Annotated in this window: 16 protein-coding genes and 2 pseudogenes; 7 read left to right on the top strand and 11 right to left on the bottom strand. The window is 65.2% G+C overall.

The features are described 5' to 3' along the window. Positions 1-228 precede the first annotated feature (228 nt). Positions 229-1,062, top strand: a complete 834-nt coding sequence (locus DQP56_RS04210; RefSeq protein ID WP_112683734.1) for a hypothetical protein — start codon at positions 229-231, stop codon at positions 1,060-1,062. A 185-nt stretch (positions 1,063-1,247) separates the two neighbouring features. Here the strand turns inward: DQP56_RS04210 and DQP56_RS25165 are convergent. From DQP56_RS25165 to DQP56_RS04235, 5 genes and pseudogenes are all read right to left on the bottom strand, one after another. After that, positions 1,248-1,358: pseudogene (locus DQP56_RS25165) on the bottom strand (CAP domain-containing protein); the annotation flags it as partial. A gap of 99 nt (positions 1,359-1,457) precedes the next feature. Then, positions 1,458-2,639, bottom strand: a complete 1,182-nt coding sequence (locus DQP56_RS04220; RefSeq protein WP_112683736.1) for an acyl-CoA dehydrogenase family protein — start codon at positions 2,637-2,639, stop codon at positions 1,458-1,460. A gap of 66 nt (positions 2,640-2,705) precedes the next feature. After that, positions 2,706-5,027, bottom strand: coding sequence for an acyl-CoA dehydrogenase family protein (locus DQP56_RS04225; RefSeq protein ID WP_112683737.1), 2,322 nt, complete (start codon positions 5,025-5,027; stop codon positions 2,706-2,708). Positions 5,028-5,104: 77 nt separating this feature from the next. Further along, positions 5,105-5,299 (bottom strand): ferredoxin FdxE, encoded by a 195-nt coding sequence (gene fdxE / locus DQP56_RS04230; protein WP_112683738.1) that lies wholly within the window; start codon positions 5,297-5,299, stop codon positions 5,105-5,107. A 123-nt stretch (positions 5,300-5,422) separates the two neighbouring features. Continuing rightward, positions 5,423-6,622, bottom strand: a complete 1,200-nt coding sequence (locus DQP56_RS04235) for an amidohydrolase family protein (protein WP_112683739.1) — start codon at positions 6,620-6,622, stop codon at positions 5,423-5,425. A 104-nt stretch (positions 6,623-6,726) separates the two neighbouring features. Here DQP56_RS04235 and DQP56_RS04240 point away from each other — a divergent pair, with 104 nt between their 5' ends. Beyond that, positions 6,727-7,044: an acyl-CoA synthetase gene (locus DQP56_RS04240; protein WP_112683806.1), complete on the top strand. Its 318-nt coding sequence runs from the start codon at positions 6,727-6,729 to the stop codon at positions 7,042-7,044. Next, the gene (locus DQP56_RS04245) at positions 7,041-8,351 is read left to right on the top strand and encodes a TetR/AcrR family transcriptional regulator (RefSeq protein ID WP_112683740.1); all 1,311 of its coding nucleotides are present in this window, start codon (positions 7,041-7,043) and stop codon (positions 8,349-8,351) included. Before DQP56_RS04240 ends, DQP56_RS04245 begins: the two co-directional genes overlap by 4 nt. Positions 8,352-8,363: 12 nt before the next feature. Here the strand turns inward: DQP56_RS04245 and DQP56_RS04250 are convergent, their stop codons facing one another. Then, entirely contained in the window at positions 8,364-8,726 is a 363-nt protein-coding gene (locus DQP56_RS04250) for a DUF732 domain-containing protein (protein WP_112683741.1), read from the bottom strand. 83 nt (positions 8,727-8,809) lie between these two features. Here DQP56_RS04250 and DQP56_RS04255 point away from each other — a divergent pair. Next, positions 8,810-9,313: pseudogene (locus tag DQP56_RS04255) on the top strand (CAP domain-containing protein); the annotation flags it as partial. A gap of 20 nt (positions 9,314-9,333) precedes the next feature. Here the strand turns inward: DQP56_RS04255 and DQP56_RS04260 are convergent. The 3 genes from DQP56_RS04260 to DQP56_RS04270 all read right to left on the bottom strand — a co-directional run bounded on the left by DQP56_RS04260 (position 9,334) and on the right by DQP56_RS04270 (position 12,673). Next, positions 9,334-10,875 (bottom strand): class I adenylate-forming enzyme family protein, encoded by a 1,542-nt coding sequence (locus DQP56_RS04260; protein ID WP_112683743.1) that lies wholly within the window; start codon positions 10,873-10,875, stop codon positions 9,334-9,336. Next, a complete protein-coding gene (locus DQP56_RS04265; RefSeq protein ID WP_112683744.1) occupies positions 10,875-12,068 on the bottom strand; it encodes a thiolase family protein in 1,194 nt (397 codons plus the stop codon). Before DQP56_RS04265 ends, DQP56_RS04260 begins: the two co-directional genes overlap by 1 nt. 146 nt (positions 12,069-12,214) lie before the next feature. Beyond that, positions 12,215-12,673 (bottom strand): MaoC family dehydratase, encoded by a 459-nt coding sequence (locus tag DQP56_RS04270; protein WP_112683745.1) that lies wholly within the window; start codon positions 12,671-12,673, stop codon positions 12,215-12,217. A 112-nt stretch (positions 12,674-12,785) separates the two neighbouring features. Here DQP56_RS04270 and DQP56_RS04275 point away from each other — a divergent pair, with 112 nt between their 5' ends. Together DQP56_RS04275 and DQP56_RS04280 are read left to right on the top strand one after the other, a co-directional pair. Beyond that, complete coding sequence (locus tag DQP56_RS04275; RefSeq protein WP_112683746.1) at positions 12,786-13,976, top strand: thiolase family protein; 1,191 nt, start codon at positions 12,786-12,788, stop codon at positions 13,974-13,976. Position 13,977: 1 nt separating this feature from the next. Then, positions 13,978-14,412, top strand: a complete 435-nt coding sequence (locus DQP56_RS04280) for a Zn-ribbon domain-containing OB-fold protein (RefSeq protein ID WP_112683747.1) — start codon at positions 13,978-13,980, stop codon at positions 14,410-14,412. On the opposite strand, the gene DQP56_RS04285 is transcribed toward DQP56_RS04280, so the two are convergent. Then, positions 14,409-15,020, bottom strand: a complete 612-nt coding sequence (locus DQP56_RS04285; RefSeq protein ID WP_112683748.1) for a TetR/AcrR family transcriptional regulator — start codon at positions 15,018-15,020, stop codon at positions 14,409-14,411. The two genes, DQP56_RS04280 and DQP56_RS04285, sit on opposite strands and share 4 nt — an antisense overlap. A gap of 145 nt (positions 15,021-15,165) precedes the next feature. On the opposite strand from DQP56_RS04285, the gene DQP56_RS04290 reads away from it, so the two are divergent. After that, positions 15,166-16,407: an amidohydrolase family protein gene (locus DQP56_RS04290; protein WP_112683749.1), complete on the top strand. Its 1,242-nt coding sequence runs from the start codon at positions 15,166-15,168 to the stop codon at positions 16,405-16,407. A gap of 332 nt (positions 16,408-16,739) precedes the next feature. On the opposite strand, the gene DQP56_RS04295 is transcribed toward DQP56_RS04290, so the two are convergent. Next, on the bottom strand, positions 16,740-17,039 hold the full coding sequence (locus tag DQP56_RS04295) for a hypothetical protein (RefSeq protein WP_112683750.1): 300 nt from the start codon (positions 17,037-17,039) through the stop codon (positions 16,740-16,742). Between the last annotated feature and the right edge of the window lie 8 nt (positions 17,040-17,047).

Here is a 17,047-nt window from a genome sequence, read left to right on the forward strand (position 1 = left end):
CCTCAAACGGATGCTCCCATACTCACATGTTTTGACACGTCCGTCAAAACATGGGGTAGCGCACACCCCCCGACCGACACGGCCGTCGCAGACCCTCACGTCGAGGCGCAACTCCGACCTTGACAGCATCCGACGATGCACTCTAAATTGTCGTGCATCCCACAAAGTAGGTAGTGCTGTCAGGTAGGGCACAGATCCGGTGGAGACACCCGAAAGCAAGGGGCACACATGATCGGCATGGATCGACTTCCGACTCGGGTTCCCACCATCGAAAAAGATTCCCCGCCGTTGCTAATTCAGTCGATGTCCTGGCAAGTCAGCATGCTCGTCGTGATTGGCCTACTGGCGTCGGCGGTGTTCGCCTACGCCATCAACAGATGGCGACGCACCGGCCGCTCGGACATGTTCTGGACCACGCTCGGCGCCATGTCGGCCGTCTTCTACGAGCCCCTGGGCGACTTGCTGGTCGACATCGTCTATCACCAAGCCGATTCACTCACCGTCCTGACGGCCTTCGGCATCACGATTCCACTTTGGGTCCTGCCTTGCTATGCGGTGTTCTTCGGCCCCGGAGTCCTGGCGCTCTCCAGCCTGCTCGAGAGGGGAATCTCGCGGCAGCGTTTGTTCGGCCTTTTCGCCGTGGCCATTGTCGGCACGTTCCTCTTCGAGGCCACGCTGCTGAAGATGGGAGCGTTGACGTACTTCGGGTCGCAGCAACCGGTTAAGATCTTCGACTACCCGGTGTGGATGGCGTTCTCAAACAGTGCGGTCATCTTCGTGGTCGCCATGCTGGTATACGCAAGCACGAAGACCGCCTTCGTGCGCAAATACCCGGCCTGTCTCGCCCTCCTCGTTCCGAGCTTCATCATCGGCGTCGGCGTCACCACCCTCGTCCCCATCGGCTTCGGAATGAATTCGACCACGTCGCTGGTCATCATCAACCTCTGCGCGGCGGGCTCTGCGATCCTGTCAGTCGCCTACGTCTGGGTCGGCAGCGCAATACTTGCGCCGAGCAGCACTCGCGTCGAACACCGCGCCGAAGCGGTCCCTGCCGCCGCCTAGCCACCGCGAAAATGACCCCTCTTGGTCGATTTCGGTGAACTTCAACATGGCCGTCACCGCGTCATGCGGGGCTTGCCCGGGAAAGCAGACGACTCAGCCGACTCCTGCAATGGATCAAGGTCGATGAGGTCAGGAATGTTTGCCCAGCATCGCAGCAGCTCAGTTCTCGCTAGCCGAAACCCGCGCTAGTCGGGCGGGTACGCCGGCGGTGGGAAGTTGCCGCGCAGCGCCCAGGGCAACCACTGGAAGAAGTACTCGATCTCATCGCTGGCGTCATAGTCGGGTTTCGGATCCATGATAGTTACCCCTCGACGATGCTAGCTTTGGCGCGTGAGCCGAGCCTACCGGATAATCAGCTAGATAGTTAGCTAGTTCTAGACGATCGACGGTTGCGATTAGCGCGGCAGTCCCAGCCCGCGTTCGGCGATCACATTACGCATGATCTCGCTGCTGCCGCCGGCGATCGTGTAGGCCCGGGCGTAGAGCCATTCGTCCTGCCAGCGGCCGTTTTCCAGCGCATTCGGATCGCCTTCGACGAGCACGCCCGCTTCCCCGCCGAGTTCGACGGCGAATTGCGCCATCGCCAGATTCAATTCGCTGAACATCAGCTTGGCCATCGCCGCGTCATGCCTCCGCTCGGTGCCCCGCGTCCAGCGGGTGATGTTCGCATAGGTCAACGCTGACAATGCCTCCACTTCGGCGGCGAATTGCCCAATCCGATCGCGTACCCGGTCGCTCTCGATCGCGGGGCGGCCGTCGAGTCGGACCTGGCGAGCCAGGTCGGTCAGCGCTTCGATGCCCATCCGCAGTCGGACCACGACGGCGCCGACGCTGCTCCGCTCATGGGCGAGGGTGGCGTTGGCGATCTGCCATCCCCGACCCGGCGTGCCGATCACCGCATCGGCCGCGATCTCGACGTCGTCGAAGAAAACCTCGTTGAAGTCGCTGGTGCCGGTCAGTTCGCGCAGCGGGCGGACCGTCACACCCGGCGACGACATATCGAGGATGAAGGCGCTGATCCCCTTGTGCTTCGGCGCGTCAGGTTCGGTGCGAGCCAACAGGTAGCCGTAGTGCGCCCAGTGTCCGTCGGTGGTCCAGACTTTCTGACCGTTGAGGATGTAGGTCTCGCCGGTGCGCTCCGCCCGGGTGCGCAGCGAGGCGAGGTCGCTGCCGGCACCCGGCTCGCTGAACAACTGGCACCACAGTTGGCGACCCGCACGAATTTCGGGCAGGTGCCGGCGGCGCTGCTCGTCGGTTCCATGGTGAATGAGCGCGTGTGAGGCGAGCACACCAGCGCTCGGGACGCCAGGCACCTGCGCTCGGGCAAGTTCTTCACCGACCACGACAGCGTGTTGGGGCGACCAGTCGGCGCGGCCACCGAACTCTTTCGGCCAGTCCGCTCCGGCGTAACCCGCCTCGTACAGCCGCGCGGTCCACTCTTGCAACGCTTTGAGCTCTGCCTCGTTCTCGGCGCTGCGCACCCCGGCCCGCGGCGGAATCACCGGTGCGTACTCGGCCACGAATGCCCGCACTTCGGCGCGAAACGCCTCGAACTCCGGACCCATTCCGTATTCCATCGCTGCCTTACCCGTCCATCCGTGCGATCTCGTTTTCGGGGGCTGATGGCCGCCCCGTGCGCCGACTCATCGCGTTAATGCCTCCTCCAGCCTTTTCTCCCGGGCGACCGCCAGCACGCGTGCAGCAGCCCGATCGCGCAGCACCTCCGCACGACCGGCCAACGCTGCGTTGGCCTGGGCGCGCCGCAGCAACAGATGCGCGGGATGCTCCCAGGTGAAGCCGATGCCGCCGTAAATCTGGATTGCGCTCTCGGCGGCCGCCACCGCCGCATCCAACGCGGCGGCCGCCGCAAGGTCGACCAAGTAGTCGGACTCTGCGCCGTCGACGTCGGCGTCTGCGGCAGTGAGAATCTGACTACGCGCGCCCTCCAGCGCTACCAGCAGGTCCGCGCAGCGGTGCGAAACCGCCTGAAACGCGCCGATCTCACGGCCGAACTGGCGCCGCTCCCCGGCCCACCTCACGGCCATCGCCAGCGCGCGGCAACCCACCCCCACCGAGTCTGCAGCGACTGCCAGCAACGTCTGGCGATGCGCACTGCGCAGACCGTGCCGCAGCGCGGTACCCTCGGCGAGCACTTCTCCGGCAGCCTGCGTCAGGGTCACCGCGCCGACCGTGGCGGTGAGGTCAAGCGGCTGGTGCGGGTTTACCTCGACCCCGCTATCGGACGGGTCAACCGCGAGCAGAACCTCGTCGTCGCCGTCAACAACTCGCGCCAAGACCAGCAGCACTTCGGCCGACGGTGCCCCCGCGACGATCGGTACCACACCGCTGAGCCCGGCGCCGTCCCACTCGGGCAGTTCCAGGCCGGTAGTGACCCACCCTGCGTCGTGCAGCGGAACCGCGAACGCCGCTGGTGCTCCGGTGGCGATGCGCCGCGCCACCGCCTTCGCACCGACCTGCACAGCCACCGCCAGTGCGGTGACGGTCGGCACCAGCGGCGCCGGTGCGATCGCCTTCGCCACCTCCTCAATGGCGGCGTACAGCAGGCGAGGCGGTGCACCGGCCCCGCCGAGCGACACGGGCACGGCCAGACCGGGAAGTCCGAACTCGACCAGGGCCGACCATACAGCGGGGTCACCGGCGTCGACCGGGCGTTTGCGGTCCAGCAGGCTGCCGGTATCCACCGTGGCTTCCAACGCGGCCGCCAGGACACTACGCAATTCGCGCTCATCGTCGCTCGCGAAGGCCAGCGGCTCGCCCGGGATGACGGCGGCGGGTCGGGTCCGCTCGCCGCGATGCGAGGGCAACCCGAGCACCGTTTCGGCGATGGTGTTGCGCTGAATCTCCGCGGTTCCGGCGCCGATGGTGGTGGCGCGGCTCATCAGGTATCCGTAGGTCCATCGCCCGCGGTCGACGGCGTCGGGCGCCCGACTACCCAGGGCCGCGTACGGGCCTAGCGCACGCAGCGCAAGGGCGTGCATATGCTGCTCGAACTCGGACTTCACCAGCCGGTTCACCGACGCCACGCCGCCGGGATCTTCGCCACGCAGCACCGCGGCGAGCGCCCGGGCGCTGTTGGCGGCGATGCCGCGCACACCCGACTCCAGCAGCGCAACGTCCTGGCGCACCAGGGGGTCGGAGTCCATTCCCCGCCCTACCACCAACTCGATGACCTGGTCGGCGGTGCGGCGGTACTTGAACTCGTCAGCGAGGAAGGCGGTCGCGCGCTCGTGGCCCAACGAAGTGCGCATGATCGCCCAGCCCTGTCCTTCGGCGCCGACCACATTGTCCACGGGCACCTCGACGTCATCGAGGAATACCTCGGCGAAGTGCGCTGCACCGCTGATGTCACGCAAGGGTCGGACCGTGATCCCGGGGCTGTCCATCGGGATCAACAGATAGGTGATGCCGTCAATGCTGCGTTGCTCCCCGGCGGGCCCGGTCCGAACCAAGGCGAACATCCAGTCGGCCCGGTCGGCCATCGATGTCCAGACCTTCTGGCCGGTGACCCGGTACATCCCGTTGTCTCGGAGGGCGCGGGTGGACAACGATGCCAGGTCGCTGCCCGCTCCGGGCTCCGAAAAACCTTGGCACCAGAATTCGTCGGCCCGCAGCAAGGGCCGCAGGAAGCGGTCCTTCTGGTTCTGAGTGCCGTGCTGTATCAGCGTCGGAGCGACGATGAACGACAGCGGGCACGGGTGCGGAGGCGCGCCAGCGGCCGTGGTCATCCGGTAATAGTCGAGTTGGTCCTCCAGCGACAACTCGAGCCCACCGACGGACTTCGGCCAACCCGGGGCGGCCAGCTCATTGTCGACGAGTTCGGCGTGCCAGGCCCGCGCCCCTTCGATACGGTCGAGTTTAGAACCGGCCTGCGCCGCTTCGGCTTGCCGACGACGGTAATCGGCAAGTAGACCCTCGAGCCGGGACCGCCAGTCGCCTGACTGCATCAACACCCCACAACGTCAACTTGGTTATCTATGTGAAGCAGTCTGGCGCGACGCCGGAGACTTGGCAAGCCGGGCGGTCAGTCTTCTTCGAGAATCAGCGCACCCTCGGGGCAGGCAGCGACGCCGTCCCGGGTCAACTGCACGTCCTCGGGCTTCACTTCATGCTCTTCGAGGATCGAGTAGCCGCAGTCATCGATCGGGAACAACTTCGGGTCGACGGCGTAACACTGGGCATGTCCAACACACTTGGACTTATCGAGACGAACCTTCATGCGACCTCCTCGCTTTCGAACGCCCGCACGCGCCGCACCCAGCCACCGACGGGCCATGACTACATCAGACTAAATGATTAACTATTTCAGTCATTGCGCCGGTGACGCAACTGTGCGCTGGCGCTAGACCGAAGCCAGCCGCGGCTCGTCGGCCGAAACGCGCGGGAAGTTCAGCATTCGCCGGGCGTTCTCCTCAACGATCAACGAACACTCGTCGTCGGGCACCTCGGCGAGCACCTCGGCGGCACGCTTACGCGAATTCGGCCAGTTGGAATCGCTGTGCGGGAAATCGATCTCCAGCATGATCCGGTCCACACCGATGGCATGCCGGTTGCTCAGGCCGTGCTCGTCGTCGATGAAGCAACCCCAGAAGTGTTTGCGGAACAGCTCTGAGGGCCGGCTGTCGAAGTCGATGTTCTGGTAGTAGCGGTGCCGCTCCCAGACGTAGTCGGCGCGTTCCAGGATGTAGGGCACCCAGCCGATGCCGCCCTCGGCGAGCGAGATCTGCAGTTTCGGAAACTGCTGCAGCTTGCCGGAGAACAGTAGGTCGACCGTGGTCCACATCAGGTTGGTGGAGAACAGTGTGATCGCGACGGCGAACGGGGCGTCTGGCATCGCCATCTGGCCCGGGACCGGTTTCATCGAGGAGAACGAGAATCCGGGCACGTACGAGCCGGATCCGAAATGCAGCGACACGGGCATGTCGGCGTCCGAGCACACCCGCCACAGACCGTCCCAGTGATCGGAGTGAAACGACGGCAGCCCCAGCGGCACCGGGCTATCCGGGAACGACACCGTGCGCGCCCCCTTGGCGGCCACCCGTTCGGCCTCGGCGATCGTGGCGTCGATGTCCCACACCGGCAGAATCGCCAGCGGCACATATCGCTCCGGTGCAGTCGCACACCACTCGTCGATGTAGAAATCGTTCCACGCCTTCACACACAGCAACGCCAATTCTTTGTCGGTGGCGCGGATGAACGTCCCGCCGCCGAAACCGGGGAACGACGGGAAGCACAACGCGGCCTGCACCCCGTCGAGATCCATGTCGGCGATCCGCGCGACCGGGTCATAGCAGCCGGGGATCATGTCCTCGTAGCGAACCGGATCCATCCCCCACTCCTCCGGCGGCTTACCCGCCACCGCGTTCAGGCCGATGGTGGGAAATATCTGGCCGTCGTAGGACCACAGGTGTTTGCCGTCCTGCTCGACGATCCGCGGGCCGGCCTCCCGGAACTTCTCCGGCAACCGGTCTTGCCACACCCGAGGATGCTCGACGAGGTGGTCGTCGACCGACACGATCTGGTGTTCATCTCGCAAGGGCATGGCTGATTTCTCCGTGGTTCTGACAGTTGGTCTTAATTTCTGACGGTATGTCTCATAGACTATATGATGTGTACCACAAACGTCCAGTGGCAGAGAGGCAGATCATGACGCCAGCGCAGCATCATCCCGTCGACCGCACGGCACGCGGGAGAACAGACGAGGACGACCATGACCTGCTCACCTTCGGTGAGGCCGGTGAACGGCTCCGGTTGGAGATCGCCGTGGCGTCAGCCGACGTCGACCGACTGACCGCGGCTGGCGACACCCCGGCGCTGGACAGGGCCAAGACTCGCCTGGACGCCCTGCGTGCCGCGGCTCAGCGCAATACCGCGCAGCCCATCAACGACGCGAACTTCGAGAAGTTCTTCGGCTACTCCGGTCAGCCGAGGCGCAACCTGTCCGGACCGACGCCTCGCCCATGACGGTGCCGGACAAGACGCGGCGACCCGGGTACGCGCCGCCGCTCAATCCCACCGTGGGTCGCCGCGGACTGCACACCCGCGAGCGGATTCTGGCCTGTGCGGCGGACCTCTTTCGGCGGCAGGGGTATCACGGCACCTCCATCGACGCGATCGCGAAAGTGGCCGACGCATCACGCCCGACGATCTACCAGTACTTCGCGGGCAAGGAGGGTATCTTCCGCGAGCTGGTAGCGACATCCGAGCAAGCATTGCTCGACCACGGCGACCGACTGCGGCGCCTCGGTCCCGACACCGACGGCCTACGCAACCTGAGCCGGTGGCTGCGTGAGTGGGCGGATATCTACGACGCGCACGCAGCGGTGTTCGCGGAGTTCCCCGGCATCGGTACTGCCGCCGGATTGTCCGTCATCGATGTCGGCTCGGTGGCCGACGCGTTCCGGCATCAAGTCACCAACCGGGTGCGTGCCGCCGAGCCGGTTGGTCTGCAACCTGATGAGGCCGTGGCGGCGCTGACCCGGATCCCGCACATGGTCAATCTCTACCGCTACCGCAGGACTTTTCCGCTGCCCTCGCGCACGGATGTGTCGGGGTCGCTGGCTGTCGCGCTGCAGCTGATGCTGTTCCCGGACACCCCGCTCGACGCTATCGGCCACGTATGTCCACCCCGCAGCGCCGATCGGAGCGAAGCGCCGTTGCCGGCCGCGCGCCCAGCCGTCGGTCCGGCGCAGTGTGCCATGCTCGACCTCTCACCGATCGGCCAGGAGATCCTCGCCGCCAGCTCGCAACTGTTCGCCGAGCGCGGCTACTACGCCGTCGGAATGGAAGACATCGCCGCGGCGGTCAGCATCAGCCGCGCCACCCTGTATCGGTATTTCAGCACCAAACACACAATCCTTGCCGAAGTCACTCGCCGGGCCATGGCCGACGCCGAGCGGCACGCCACCGCCCTGCACGGCATCGCCGATGCCACGTTCGACGCCGGCAGGTTCACCGACTGGATGCTGGGCTACGTCCGGTTTCACCGCGGCTATCGCGGCGTCATCCGCGCCTGGTTCGACGGCACCGTGGCCGAACAACTCTCTGCAGCCGACGTCGAGCACGGTATCGGCTCGATGTACCAGGCAGTCGCGGCACTGCTGCGGCGAGCGACACTGCCGCCGGGACTGGACCCTCTCGTTGCTGCCGCGGTGTTCCTGGCGGTGTTAGGCAGGATGACGGAGCCGGTACCCGGAAGCCTCGACAGTGACCGACGGGCCGCCGAACTCATGGTGCGACTGCTGCGGCACTCTCTACTGCGGTTCGACTGAACCGAGTGCGACTCATGGCGGCGGCGGCCGGTAACCGTCCGCCGAATTTCGCACTTGCCAGATCAGGCTCGGACACAGCTCCTGGACAGCCTGGCTGATCAGATACGACACTTGAAACTCATCGGAGGTGTTGAAGTCGGCCTTGATGTCACCGGCGAGTTGTGCATATGCCTCGCCCTGCCTGATCTTGTCGCAGATGCCGTGGCCGTAGGCGAGAGCCTGATCGGCGTCGGCGAAGTGGTATCCCGGCCGGAGGGTCACGTTGACCACATAGCCGGCCGCGTCGGCAACTGCCGCGGGCGCGGTGACCACCGGCGCTCCGCCGCCCACGAAGGTCACCAGCACAGCTGCGGCAACCGGATAGGTCAGCTTCATAACGTATGAAAGCGTAATTCATTTACCCCATTTAGGGGTAGTGTCATCCGAAGTTCGGTCCGGCCAGATCTGCGGGAAGGCTCATGACACACGGTGGCACAGCGCGGCGCTGCGCGCCCGCGCTATCTCTGGTGGCCGCGGTAGCCGGCGGCATGGTGGTGGCTGCGCCGTCGGTGCACGCGGACAACAAGCGGTTGAACGAGAGCGTTTTCGTCAACATCTACACCGCACAGCGGAAGAACGGCTGCACGCTCGAGCCACGGCTGGACGGCCGACTGGTCGATGCGGCTCGCCGGCACACGCTCGACGTGCTCAACAACCGAGATATCAACGGCGACATCGGCTCGGACGGATCCACCCCCCAGGACCGGGCCCGCGACGCCGGCTTCGTCGGCAAGGTTGCCGAAACCGTCGCGATCAACCCGGCGGTGGCGATCAACGGCATCGAGATCCTCAATCAGTGGTGGTATGACCCGCCGTCGCGGGCAACCATGCAGGACTGCGCGAACACCGCGATCGGCGTGTGGTCGGAGAACAGTCTGAGCCGCAGCGTTGTGGTCGCGGCCTACGGCCAGCCCGCAGCGCCCTGACCGGAGTCGACCCGTCTCTACGCAGTCCCGAATTCGGTGCGCAACCGCTTCTTGTCAACCTTCCCGCTGGCCAACACCGGCAACTCGTCGACGGTCACCAGGCGGCGCGGCACCTTGTATCCGGCCAGCCTCTGCCGCACGAGATCCTGAACCGCGTCGAGTGTGACGATCACACCGGGATGCGGCACCACGACGGCACAAACCGCTTCTCCCCAGCGGTCGTCGGGAACTCCGATCACGGTGCAGGCCGCCACCCCGTCGAGCCCGCAGACCACATCCTCGACCTCCGGCGAGTACACATTCTCGCCCCCGGTGACGATGACGTCTTTCTTACGGTCCACCAGGTACAGCAGCCCCTGCCCGTCGAACCGGCCGATGTCTCCGGTGTGGCACCATCCGTCGCGCAGCGTCACCAGGGTGGCGGCGTAATCGTCCCAGTAGCCGCGGAACATCGACTCCGAGCGGATAACGATTTCGCCGGGTTCCCCCACCGCGACGTCACGACCGTCGTCATCGACGATCCGGACCCGTACCCCGGGGAACGGAAAGCCGACAGACCGCAACCGATCGGCCGCGTCGGGATGGTCGAGGGCATGTAGTTCCCGCGGCAGTCCCGATACGATGCCTTCGGTCTGTCCGTACAGGTTGAGGAAGCCCGCACCGGGCAGCACGGCCAGCGCCCGTTCCAACGTGGTCAAGCCCATCGGCGCGGCCGAGTACACGACTGTGCGTACGCTGTCGGCGGCACGGGAGTCACCGAGTTCCTCGATGAGGGTCCTCAGCATCACCGGCGCGAGATGCAGCACGGTGACTTGTTCGTCTGCGATCAATCGGATGGCTTCGGCCGCGTCGAACTGCTGCTGCAGCAACACGGTTCCGCCGCGGGCGTGCAGACCGCCGATCATGGCCATGGCGCCGAAGTGGAACATCGGCATATTGATCAGCATGCGATCGGCGCTACCGGAACGCATTTCGGTATTCATCGCAAGTGCCACCCGTCGCAGTTCCCGCTGTCCGAGCACACAGCACTTCGACGCGCCGGTGGTGCCGCTGGTGAACAACAGGCAGCCGATGTCGTCGGGGTGCGCGACTAATACCAGCTCGTCGGCATCTCCATCGGCGACGAATTCTTCGTAGCCGACCACGTCGGGGCGCCCGCCGTCGCCGATGGACACCAGCAACGGTGGCGACGGTAAGAGTGGCGCGAATTCTGCGATCATCGGGGCGAATTCATCGGCGCAGAACACGATTGACGGCGACACCCGACGCAACGCGTCGAGCACTTCCGGCGGCGACAGCCGGAAGTTGACGGTTGCCAGGATGATTCCGCCCAGCTGAGTCGCCGCCATCAGCTCGCCGAACTCCACGCTGTTGCGGCTCAACACCGCGATCCGATCCTGCCGTCGCACACCGGCTTTCGCCATCGCCGACACCAAACGCACCGCGCGATCGTGCAACGCCGCGTGGGTCACCGTGCGCTGACCCAGCCGGTATGCGGGGACATCGGAGAACCGCAGGGCGTTGTCGGTGACGATATTGCCCAGCGTCTGGGCAGCCACTACCGACTACTCAGCAACATCGACCCGGCGACCGGCCCGCCGCCGACGCCGACGGCCACCACCTCGGGCGTCTTCGGCGCCTGCCGGTCACCGCCCTCGCCCCACATCTGCACACATGCTTCGTGAAGGAATCCCATGCCGTGCAATCGGCCACCCGACAGTTGCCCGCCGCTGGTGTTGAGCGGAAGCGAACCGTCGAGTGCGATCCGTTCACCCCCCTCAATGAAGTCGCCCACTCCCCCGTGCTCACAGAACCCCATCGCCTCCAGCCACATCACGGTCAGGAAGCTGAAACCGTCGTAGAGCTGAGCCATGTCGACATCGGCCGGCCTCAGCGCGGTGTTCTCCCACAGCGTCGCGGCCGAGTCATGGGCGGCCATCGTCGTGACATCCGACCGTTGATCCCAGGTGGCGCGTTCGAACATGCCCGGCCCCACCGACTCCACCGTCAGCGGATGACGCGGTAGACCGTTGGCGGCATCGCGGCGTGACACGATGACGGCGGTCGCGCCATCGCACGGGACGTCGCAGTCGTAGAGGCACAGCGGCTCGGAGATCATCCGGGCGCCCAGGTAGTCATCCATCGTCAATGGTTCGCGGTAGATGGCGTCAGGATTAAGCCCCGCGTTACGACGCGCGTTGATGGCGATGTAGCCGAGCTGTTCGCGCGTCAACCCGAAATCATGCATGTAGCGCTGGGCCGGCATGGCCAGCCAGTTCGCCGCTGAGAGCGCACCGAACGGCGCGACCCACTCCAGGTGGGGCGGTAACTTGCCGCCGGTGAACAGCACCGACGCCCGGCCACCGCCGGCCTGCTGCGCGGCAGTGGACTCCCAGACCGACCGGTAGACCACGACGTGGTTGGCCAGCCCGAGCGTGACGGCCATGCACGCCTCGATCGCGGGCCCGATCTGGCCTGCGGTCTCCATCGCCGAGACATACCAGCGGCTGCGCAACCCCAGCGCATTGCGCACCTCGGTGATGGTCGCCCCGGAAAATCCTGGGTCCGGAACCCCCGGTCCGGGGTAGCTGGCGATACCGTCGATGTCGTCCACGCTCAGGCCCGCATCGGAGATCGCGCGCAGTACCGCCTCCAGCGTCAGCTCCAAGCCGGTTCGGCCCAGCCGGCGGCCGACCTGCGACTTCCCGGCTCCGGTCAGGACCGCCTTCCCGTCGAACGGACCGCCCGTCATGACGCGGCCGCCGGCAACACAACAGTTGGCACGTTGAGAATCATCGGACCTTCCAACGGGGTTGCGAGCTCAAGCCGACCGCGACCGAAGTGTAGCGCCCAAGACCCGTATTCCGAGAAATATTTAGTGGATTCGGGCACCGGCGGTCAGAACACGTAACGCGCGATGAGGTCTGCCACCGCGGCCGGCTTGTCGGACCCATCGATCTCGACGGTGTGCCGAACGGTCAGGTTCACGGTGCTGTCGTCGACCTTCGTGGCGTCAACCAGTACGGAGCGCACCCGGATCCGGCTGCCCGCGGTGACCGGCGCCAGGAACCGCACCTTGTTCAGGCCGTAGTTGATGCCCATCTTGGCGTTCTCGACGCGGTAGTTCTCCTTGCTGACGCCCGGTATCAGCGACAGGGTGAGGAAGCCGTGCGCAATCGTTGCACCATAAGGGCTTTCGGACTTCGCCCGCTCGGTGTCCACATGGATCCACTGGTGGTCCCCGGTGACATCGGCGAAAGCGTCGATGCGGTTCTGGTCCACCTCCAGCCAATCTGTCACACCGAGTTCTTCTCCGATCGTCAGAACCGCTTCGCCAACGGATCCGATCACTCTCATGGCCACTCCTGTCGTAACACGCCGGTTATACCGATATCTATTTAACGGTATAGACTGATCGCGCCCCGCCGGGCCCCCTGTCCGGTACCCACCCCACAACCTTGGGAGACACGTGGCCGCAATGACATCTCGCGCAGCGATCGTGGGCGCTGCCCGCACCGCGATCGGCACAGCACGCAAGGGCACCCTGGCCAACCTGCCGGCTATTGAGCTGGCCAAACCGGCGGTAGGCGCGGCGGTGGCTCGGTCCGGGCTCGACGCCGCCGAGTTCGACGACTTCATCCTGGCCGAGAGCCTGCAAGGTGGTGGCGACAGCGCCCGTTACATTGCGGTGGATCTGGGCCTTACCGAAATCCCGGGCATGGCCGTTAACCGGCAGTGCGCCTCCAGCCTCTCGGCGATCGCGGTCGGCGCCGGACAGATCGCGGCGGGCATGAGCCGGGCCATCCTGGCCGGCGGCATGGAGTCGTGCTCGACCACACCGCTGCTGCGTAAACGCAAGCCGTTCACCAGCGGTAAGGCGCCGGAGGATTACCAGGACCCCTGGTACCCGTTCTCGCATCCGCCCACCGACGACGCCCCCGCGCTGGACATGTCGATCACGGTGGCCCACAACTGCGCCGTTCAGTACGGCATTTCGCGGCAGGCGCAGGACGAATGGGCGCTACGCAGTCATCAGCGTGCGGTGAAAGCCATCGACGCCGGATCTTTCGTCGACGAGATCGTGCCGGTCGAGGTGCCCCAGCCCGACGGCAGCTCCAAGACGTTCGCCCAGGACGAGCATCCGCGTCGCGACACTACGGCGGACACGCTCGCCGGCCTGAAGGTCTTGCACCCCGAAATCGACGGGTTCACCGTGACGGCCGGCAACTCCTCGGGCATCAATGATGCCGCCGCGGTGGTGGCACTGGCGAGCCCGGCCGGCCGGACCGACCTGTTGGCGCATGTACTGTCCTGGAGTTCGGTCGGTGTTCCGCCGAATCGCACCGGCAGCGCGCCCATTTCGGCGATTCCGAAGGCACTGGAGTTGGCCGGGCGCAAACTCGAGGATGTGGCGCTGTTCGAGATCAACGAGGCGTTCGCCGCCCAGGCAGTCGCCTGCGCGCGGGAACTGGGCCTCAACGAGGAGATCGTCAACGTCTACGGCTCGGGCATCAGCCTCGGCCATCCGATTGCCGCCACGGGCGCACGCATGGTGACGTCGGCAATCTATGAACTACGGCGTCGCGGCGGCGGGATCGGCGTGCTGTCGATGTGCGCCGGCGGAGGGATGGGTTCGGCAATGGTTATCGAGGTAATTTGAGATGAGCACATTGATCACCGAGGGATTGTTCAGAGTTGAGGGCGACCGCGCGGTGCTGTTCGGCTCCCGCCGACGTTCCACAGGCGTAGTGAAGTTCCCCGCCGAGCGGGCCGAGCTGTTCGACGGCGCGCCAGACATTCAAGCGGACATCGAACCCATCGAGTTGTCCACTGAGGGAACGCTTTACACCTACACCACGCAGGAGTTCGTGCCGCCGTTGCCCTACAAGGGCAATCGGTCGCCCGAGGCGTTCCAGCCCTATGCGGTGGGTTTCGTCGAGTTGGCCGAGGGCGTGCTGGTGGAGACGCTGATCGTCGATGTGGACCCGGCCGACCTGCGCATCGGGCAGCCGCTGGTGTCGACCACCACGACGCTGCAGACCGCCGACGGTCAAACGCTACTGACCTTCGGGTTCCGGCCGGCCGAGCAGGGTTAAGACCCGGCAGCGGCCGCCATCGGTGCGATCATCTCGGCAACCACCGAGATCATCTCGCTGCGCCCGACAGCCACCGTCTGTCTGTGCACCGTGTGCCATGCCCGGTCCAGCAACCCCATCACCGCGACACCGATGACATCCGGCGAGTGCCTGCCATCACCGGCGATGGCCTGCCCCAATTTCCACGAGGCCCTGGTCACCATGCGATTACGGGCGTTGTGGAATGAGGTGTCGTCGGGGGCCGAGTGTGCAGAGGCCAGTACGAACGCACCGTGGTGGTCCATGTAGTCGAAGTAGCGACCGACCCAGGCCTGAATGTCCGCTGGACCGAAGGGTTCTTGAGCGTCGGCCCACTCGGCGATGACCGCGAGGACTTCGTGATACGTGGTCTCGCCGAGGACATTGAAAATCTCCCGCTTGTCCTTGAAGTAGGTGTAGAAGCCGGCCCGCGAAATGCCACACGCCTCGGTGATCGCGTTTATCGGCGTGCCGGAGTAGCCGCGTTCGAGAAACAGTCGGCGGCTGGCATCCAAGATCGCTGACCGAGTTCGCTCGCCGCGGGTGGTGTCCGGCAGCGATTCGGCGGGAGCACCGGAGGTCAGCGTCATGCGGCGAACTGTATATGACGTTCTCGTCAAGTTCAATATCTGCAGCTCATAGGCTTTTAATATAAGTTCACACGCCAGGACTTGACACCTTCGTCAAGTTAGGCGAAGCTCTAGGCAACCCGACGTTGAGGTAAGGAAGAAGCCGATGACGCAGTCCACCAGCCAGTTCACCGATGCACCGATTTTCGATGCCGATCAGCACATGTACGAAAACCCCGACGCGCTGACCCGGCACCTGCCCGAACAGTTCAAGCCGAAGGTGCAGTTCGTCCAGATCGGCAGGCACAGCCGAATCGCGATCCTGAACAAGATCACCGACTACATGCCCAACCCCACCTTCGAACGAGTCGCCGCCCCCGGCGCGCACGAGAAGTTCTACTCCGGCCAGAACCCCGAGGGCCTGACGATGCGGGAAATGTCCGGCCGGGGCATCGACGCACCACTGGCATCGCGCAATCCCGAAGACCGCATCGCCGAACTCGACCGCCAAGGCGTCGACGCATGCTTGAACTACCCCACGCTGGCCAACCTGGTCGAACATTCCGCCGCCGAGGATCCCGATCTGACCGTGGCGATCATCCACGCGCTCAACCAGTGGATGCTCGAGCACTGGGGCTACGCCCACGCCAACCGGATCTACTCGACGCCGGTGCTGACCCTGGGACTCGTCGACGAGGCGCGTCGCGAGCTGGAATACATCCTCGACAACGGCGCCAAGGTCGCCCTGATCAAGCCGGCACCGGTCAACGGCTACAAGGGCTGGCGTTCGCCGGCACTGCCCGAATTCGATCCGTTCTGGCGCGACGTCGAGGACGCCGGCCTACCCATCGTCCTGCATGCCAGCCAACCCCCGCTGCAGGAATACATCGACAAATGGGAGCCGGCGGATACCAGCAGCGCATTCGAGATGTCGGCGTTCAAATGGACCGCTTTGGGCCATCGCGAGATCGCCGACATGCTGACCAGCCTGATCTGCCACGGCACCTTGACCCGGTTCCCCAAGCTGCGCATCGCCAGCGTGGAGAACGGCAGCGCCTGGATCAAACCACTGTTCGACGATCTGGCCTCGACCTACGGCAAGATGCCGCAGAACTTCCCCGAACATCCCCACGACGTGTTCCGCCGCAACATCTGGGTCAGCCCGTTCTGGGAAGGCTCGGTCGCCGACGTCGTCGCGACTGTCGGCTGGGACAAAGTCCTGTTCGGCTCGGACTGGCCGCACCCCGAAGGCTTAGCCGAACCAAAGGGGTACTGGAAGTACGCCGAAGGCATGGACACCCGCCGCACCTACGACTTCATGGGCGACAACGCCCGGCGATTCATGGGCCTACCCATCGCCAACCCCGACCCCGACGCCGTCAAACCGCCGCAGCTCGCCAACGCCTGATTCACTGGTCGACTGCGACAAGGGATCGGCGGGCCTTCAGCTCGCGGCGAGCGGGTGTCGGGGGCGAAAGTTGACAACGGGACGCCGTGGTAGATCAGCTGTAGGCCGCCCTTGTCGGTGTGGATCGTGGGGCCGGTTCCTGCAGGTACTGGAACCATCACCTGCAGGAACCGGCATCATCGCCCTCTGACCGCTCCGGCATATCTAACTTTTTGTTGGATCCGCTACAAAATATGGCGGCGTGCCTAGCGAGTCAAGGGATCGCCCTCAGTGCGAGCGACGCTCCCCAAGGCTCAGGATTGACCTACGGCGCATCTCACCCGGGTAGGTCGTCAGTCGCTGGCTGGTAGCGGTTTGGCCTCTTTGAGCGCCAGCGCCGTCGCCCCCACGCTGAGCGTCCCGGCGCCCGCTTTGGTGACCAGCACCTCGGCGCCGGCATCGTCGACGTAGCGCTTGCCCATTGCGCTGCCGTCGGCGAACGCGGGATCCAGTGGCTGGGACGACTTCTCGGCGCCGATCGGCAGCATGGGCTGTCCCCCGCAGCGCAGATCGTCCAAGCTCTCTGCGGTCTTGACGACGATGACCTGGGTGTCGCAGACCTGGCTCTGCAACCGGCTGCCGCTCTTGATCATGGTTGGCT

The sequence above is a fragment of the Mycolicibacter senuensis genome, from assembly GCF_003284925.1.
In the GTDB taxonomy this organism is placed as follows: Bacteria; Actinomycetota; Actinomycetes; order Mycobacteriales; family Mycobacteriaceae; genus Mycobacterium; species Mycobacterium algericum_A.

Excerpts from the sequence above, each read along its gene's own strand:
- DQP56_RS04210 (WP_112683734.1), top strand. The coding sequence starts at position 229 with ATGATCGGCATGGATCGACTTCCGACTCGGGTTCCCACCATCGAAAAA.
- DQP56_RS04220 (WP_112683736.1), bottom strand. The coding sequence starts at position 2,639 with ATGGAATACGGAATGGGTCCGGAGTTCGAGGCGTTTCGCGCCGAAGTG.
- DQP56_RS04225 (WP_112683737.1), bottom strand. The coding sequence starts at position 5,027 with ATGCAGTCAGGCGACTGGCGGTCCCGGCTCGAGGGTCTACTTGCCGAT.
- fdxE (WP_112683738.1), bottom strand. The coding sequence starts at position 5,299 with ATGAAGGTTCGTCTCGATAAGTCCAAGTGTGTTGGACATGCCCAGTGT.
- DQP56_RS04235 (WP_112683739.1), bottom strand. The coding sequence starts at position 6,622 with ATGCCCTTGCGAGATGAACACCAGATCGTGTCGGTCGACGACCACCTC.
- DQP56_RS04240 (WP_112683806.1), top strand. The coding sequence starts at position 6,727 with ATGACGCCAGCGCAGCATCATCCCGTCGACCGCACGGCACGCGGGAGA.
- DQP56_RS04245 (WP_112683740.1), top strand. The coding sequence starts at position 7,041 with ATGACGGTGCCGGACAAGACGCGGCGACCCGGGTACGCGCCGCCGCTC.
- DQP56_RS04250 (WP_112683741.1), bottom strand. The coding sequence starts at position 8,726 with ATGAAGCTGACCTATCCGGTTGCCGCAGCTGTGCTGGTGACCTTCGTG.
- DQP56_RS04265 (WP_112683744.1), bottom strand. The coding sequence starts at position 12,068 with ATGACGGGCGGTCCGTTCGACGGGAAGGCGGTCCTGACCGGAGCCGGG.
- DQP56_RS04270 (WP_112683745.1), bottom strand. The coding sequence starts at position 12,673 with ATGAGAGTGATCGGATCCGTTGGCGAAGCGGTTCTGACGATCGGAGAA.
- DQP56_RS04280 (WP_112683747.1), top strand. The coding sequence starts at position 13,978 with ATGAGCACATTGATCACCGAGGGATTGTTCAGAGTTGAGGGCGACCGC.
- DQP56_RS04285 (WP_112683748.1), bottom strand. The coding sequence starts at position 15,020 with ATGACGCTGACCTCCGGTGCTCCCGCCGAATCGCTGCCGGACACCACC.
- DQP56_RS04290 (WP_112683749.1), top strand. The coding sequence starts at position 15,166 with ATGACGCAGTCCACCAGCCAGTTCACCGATGCACCGATTTTCGATGCC.
- DQP56_RS04295 (WP_112683750.1), bottom strand. The coding sequence starts at position 17,039 with ATGATCAAGAGCGGCAGCCGGTTGCAGAGCCAGGTCTGCGACACCCAG.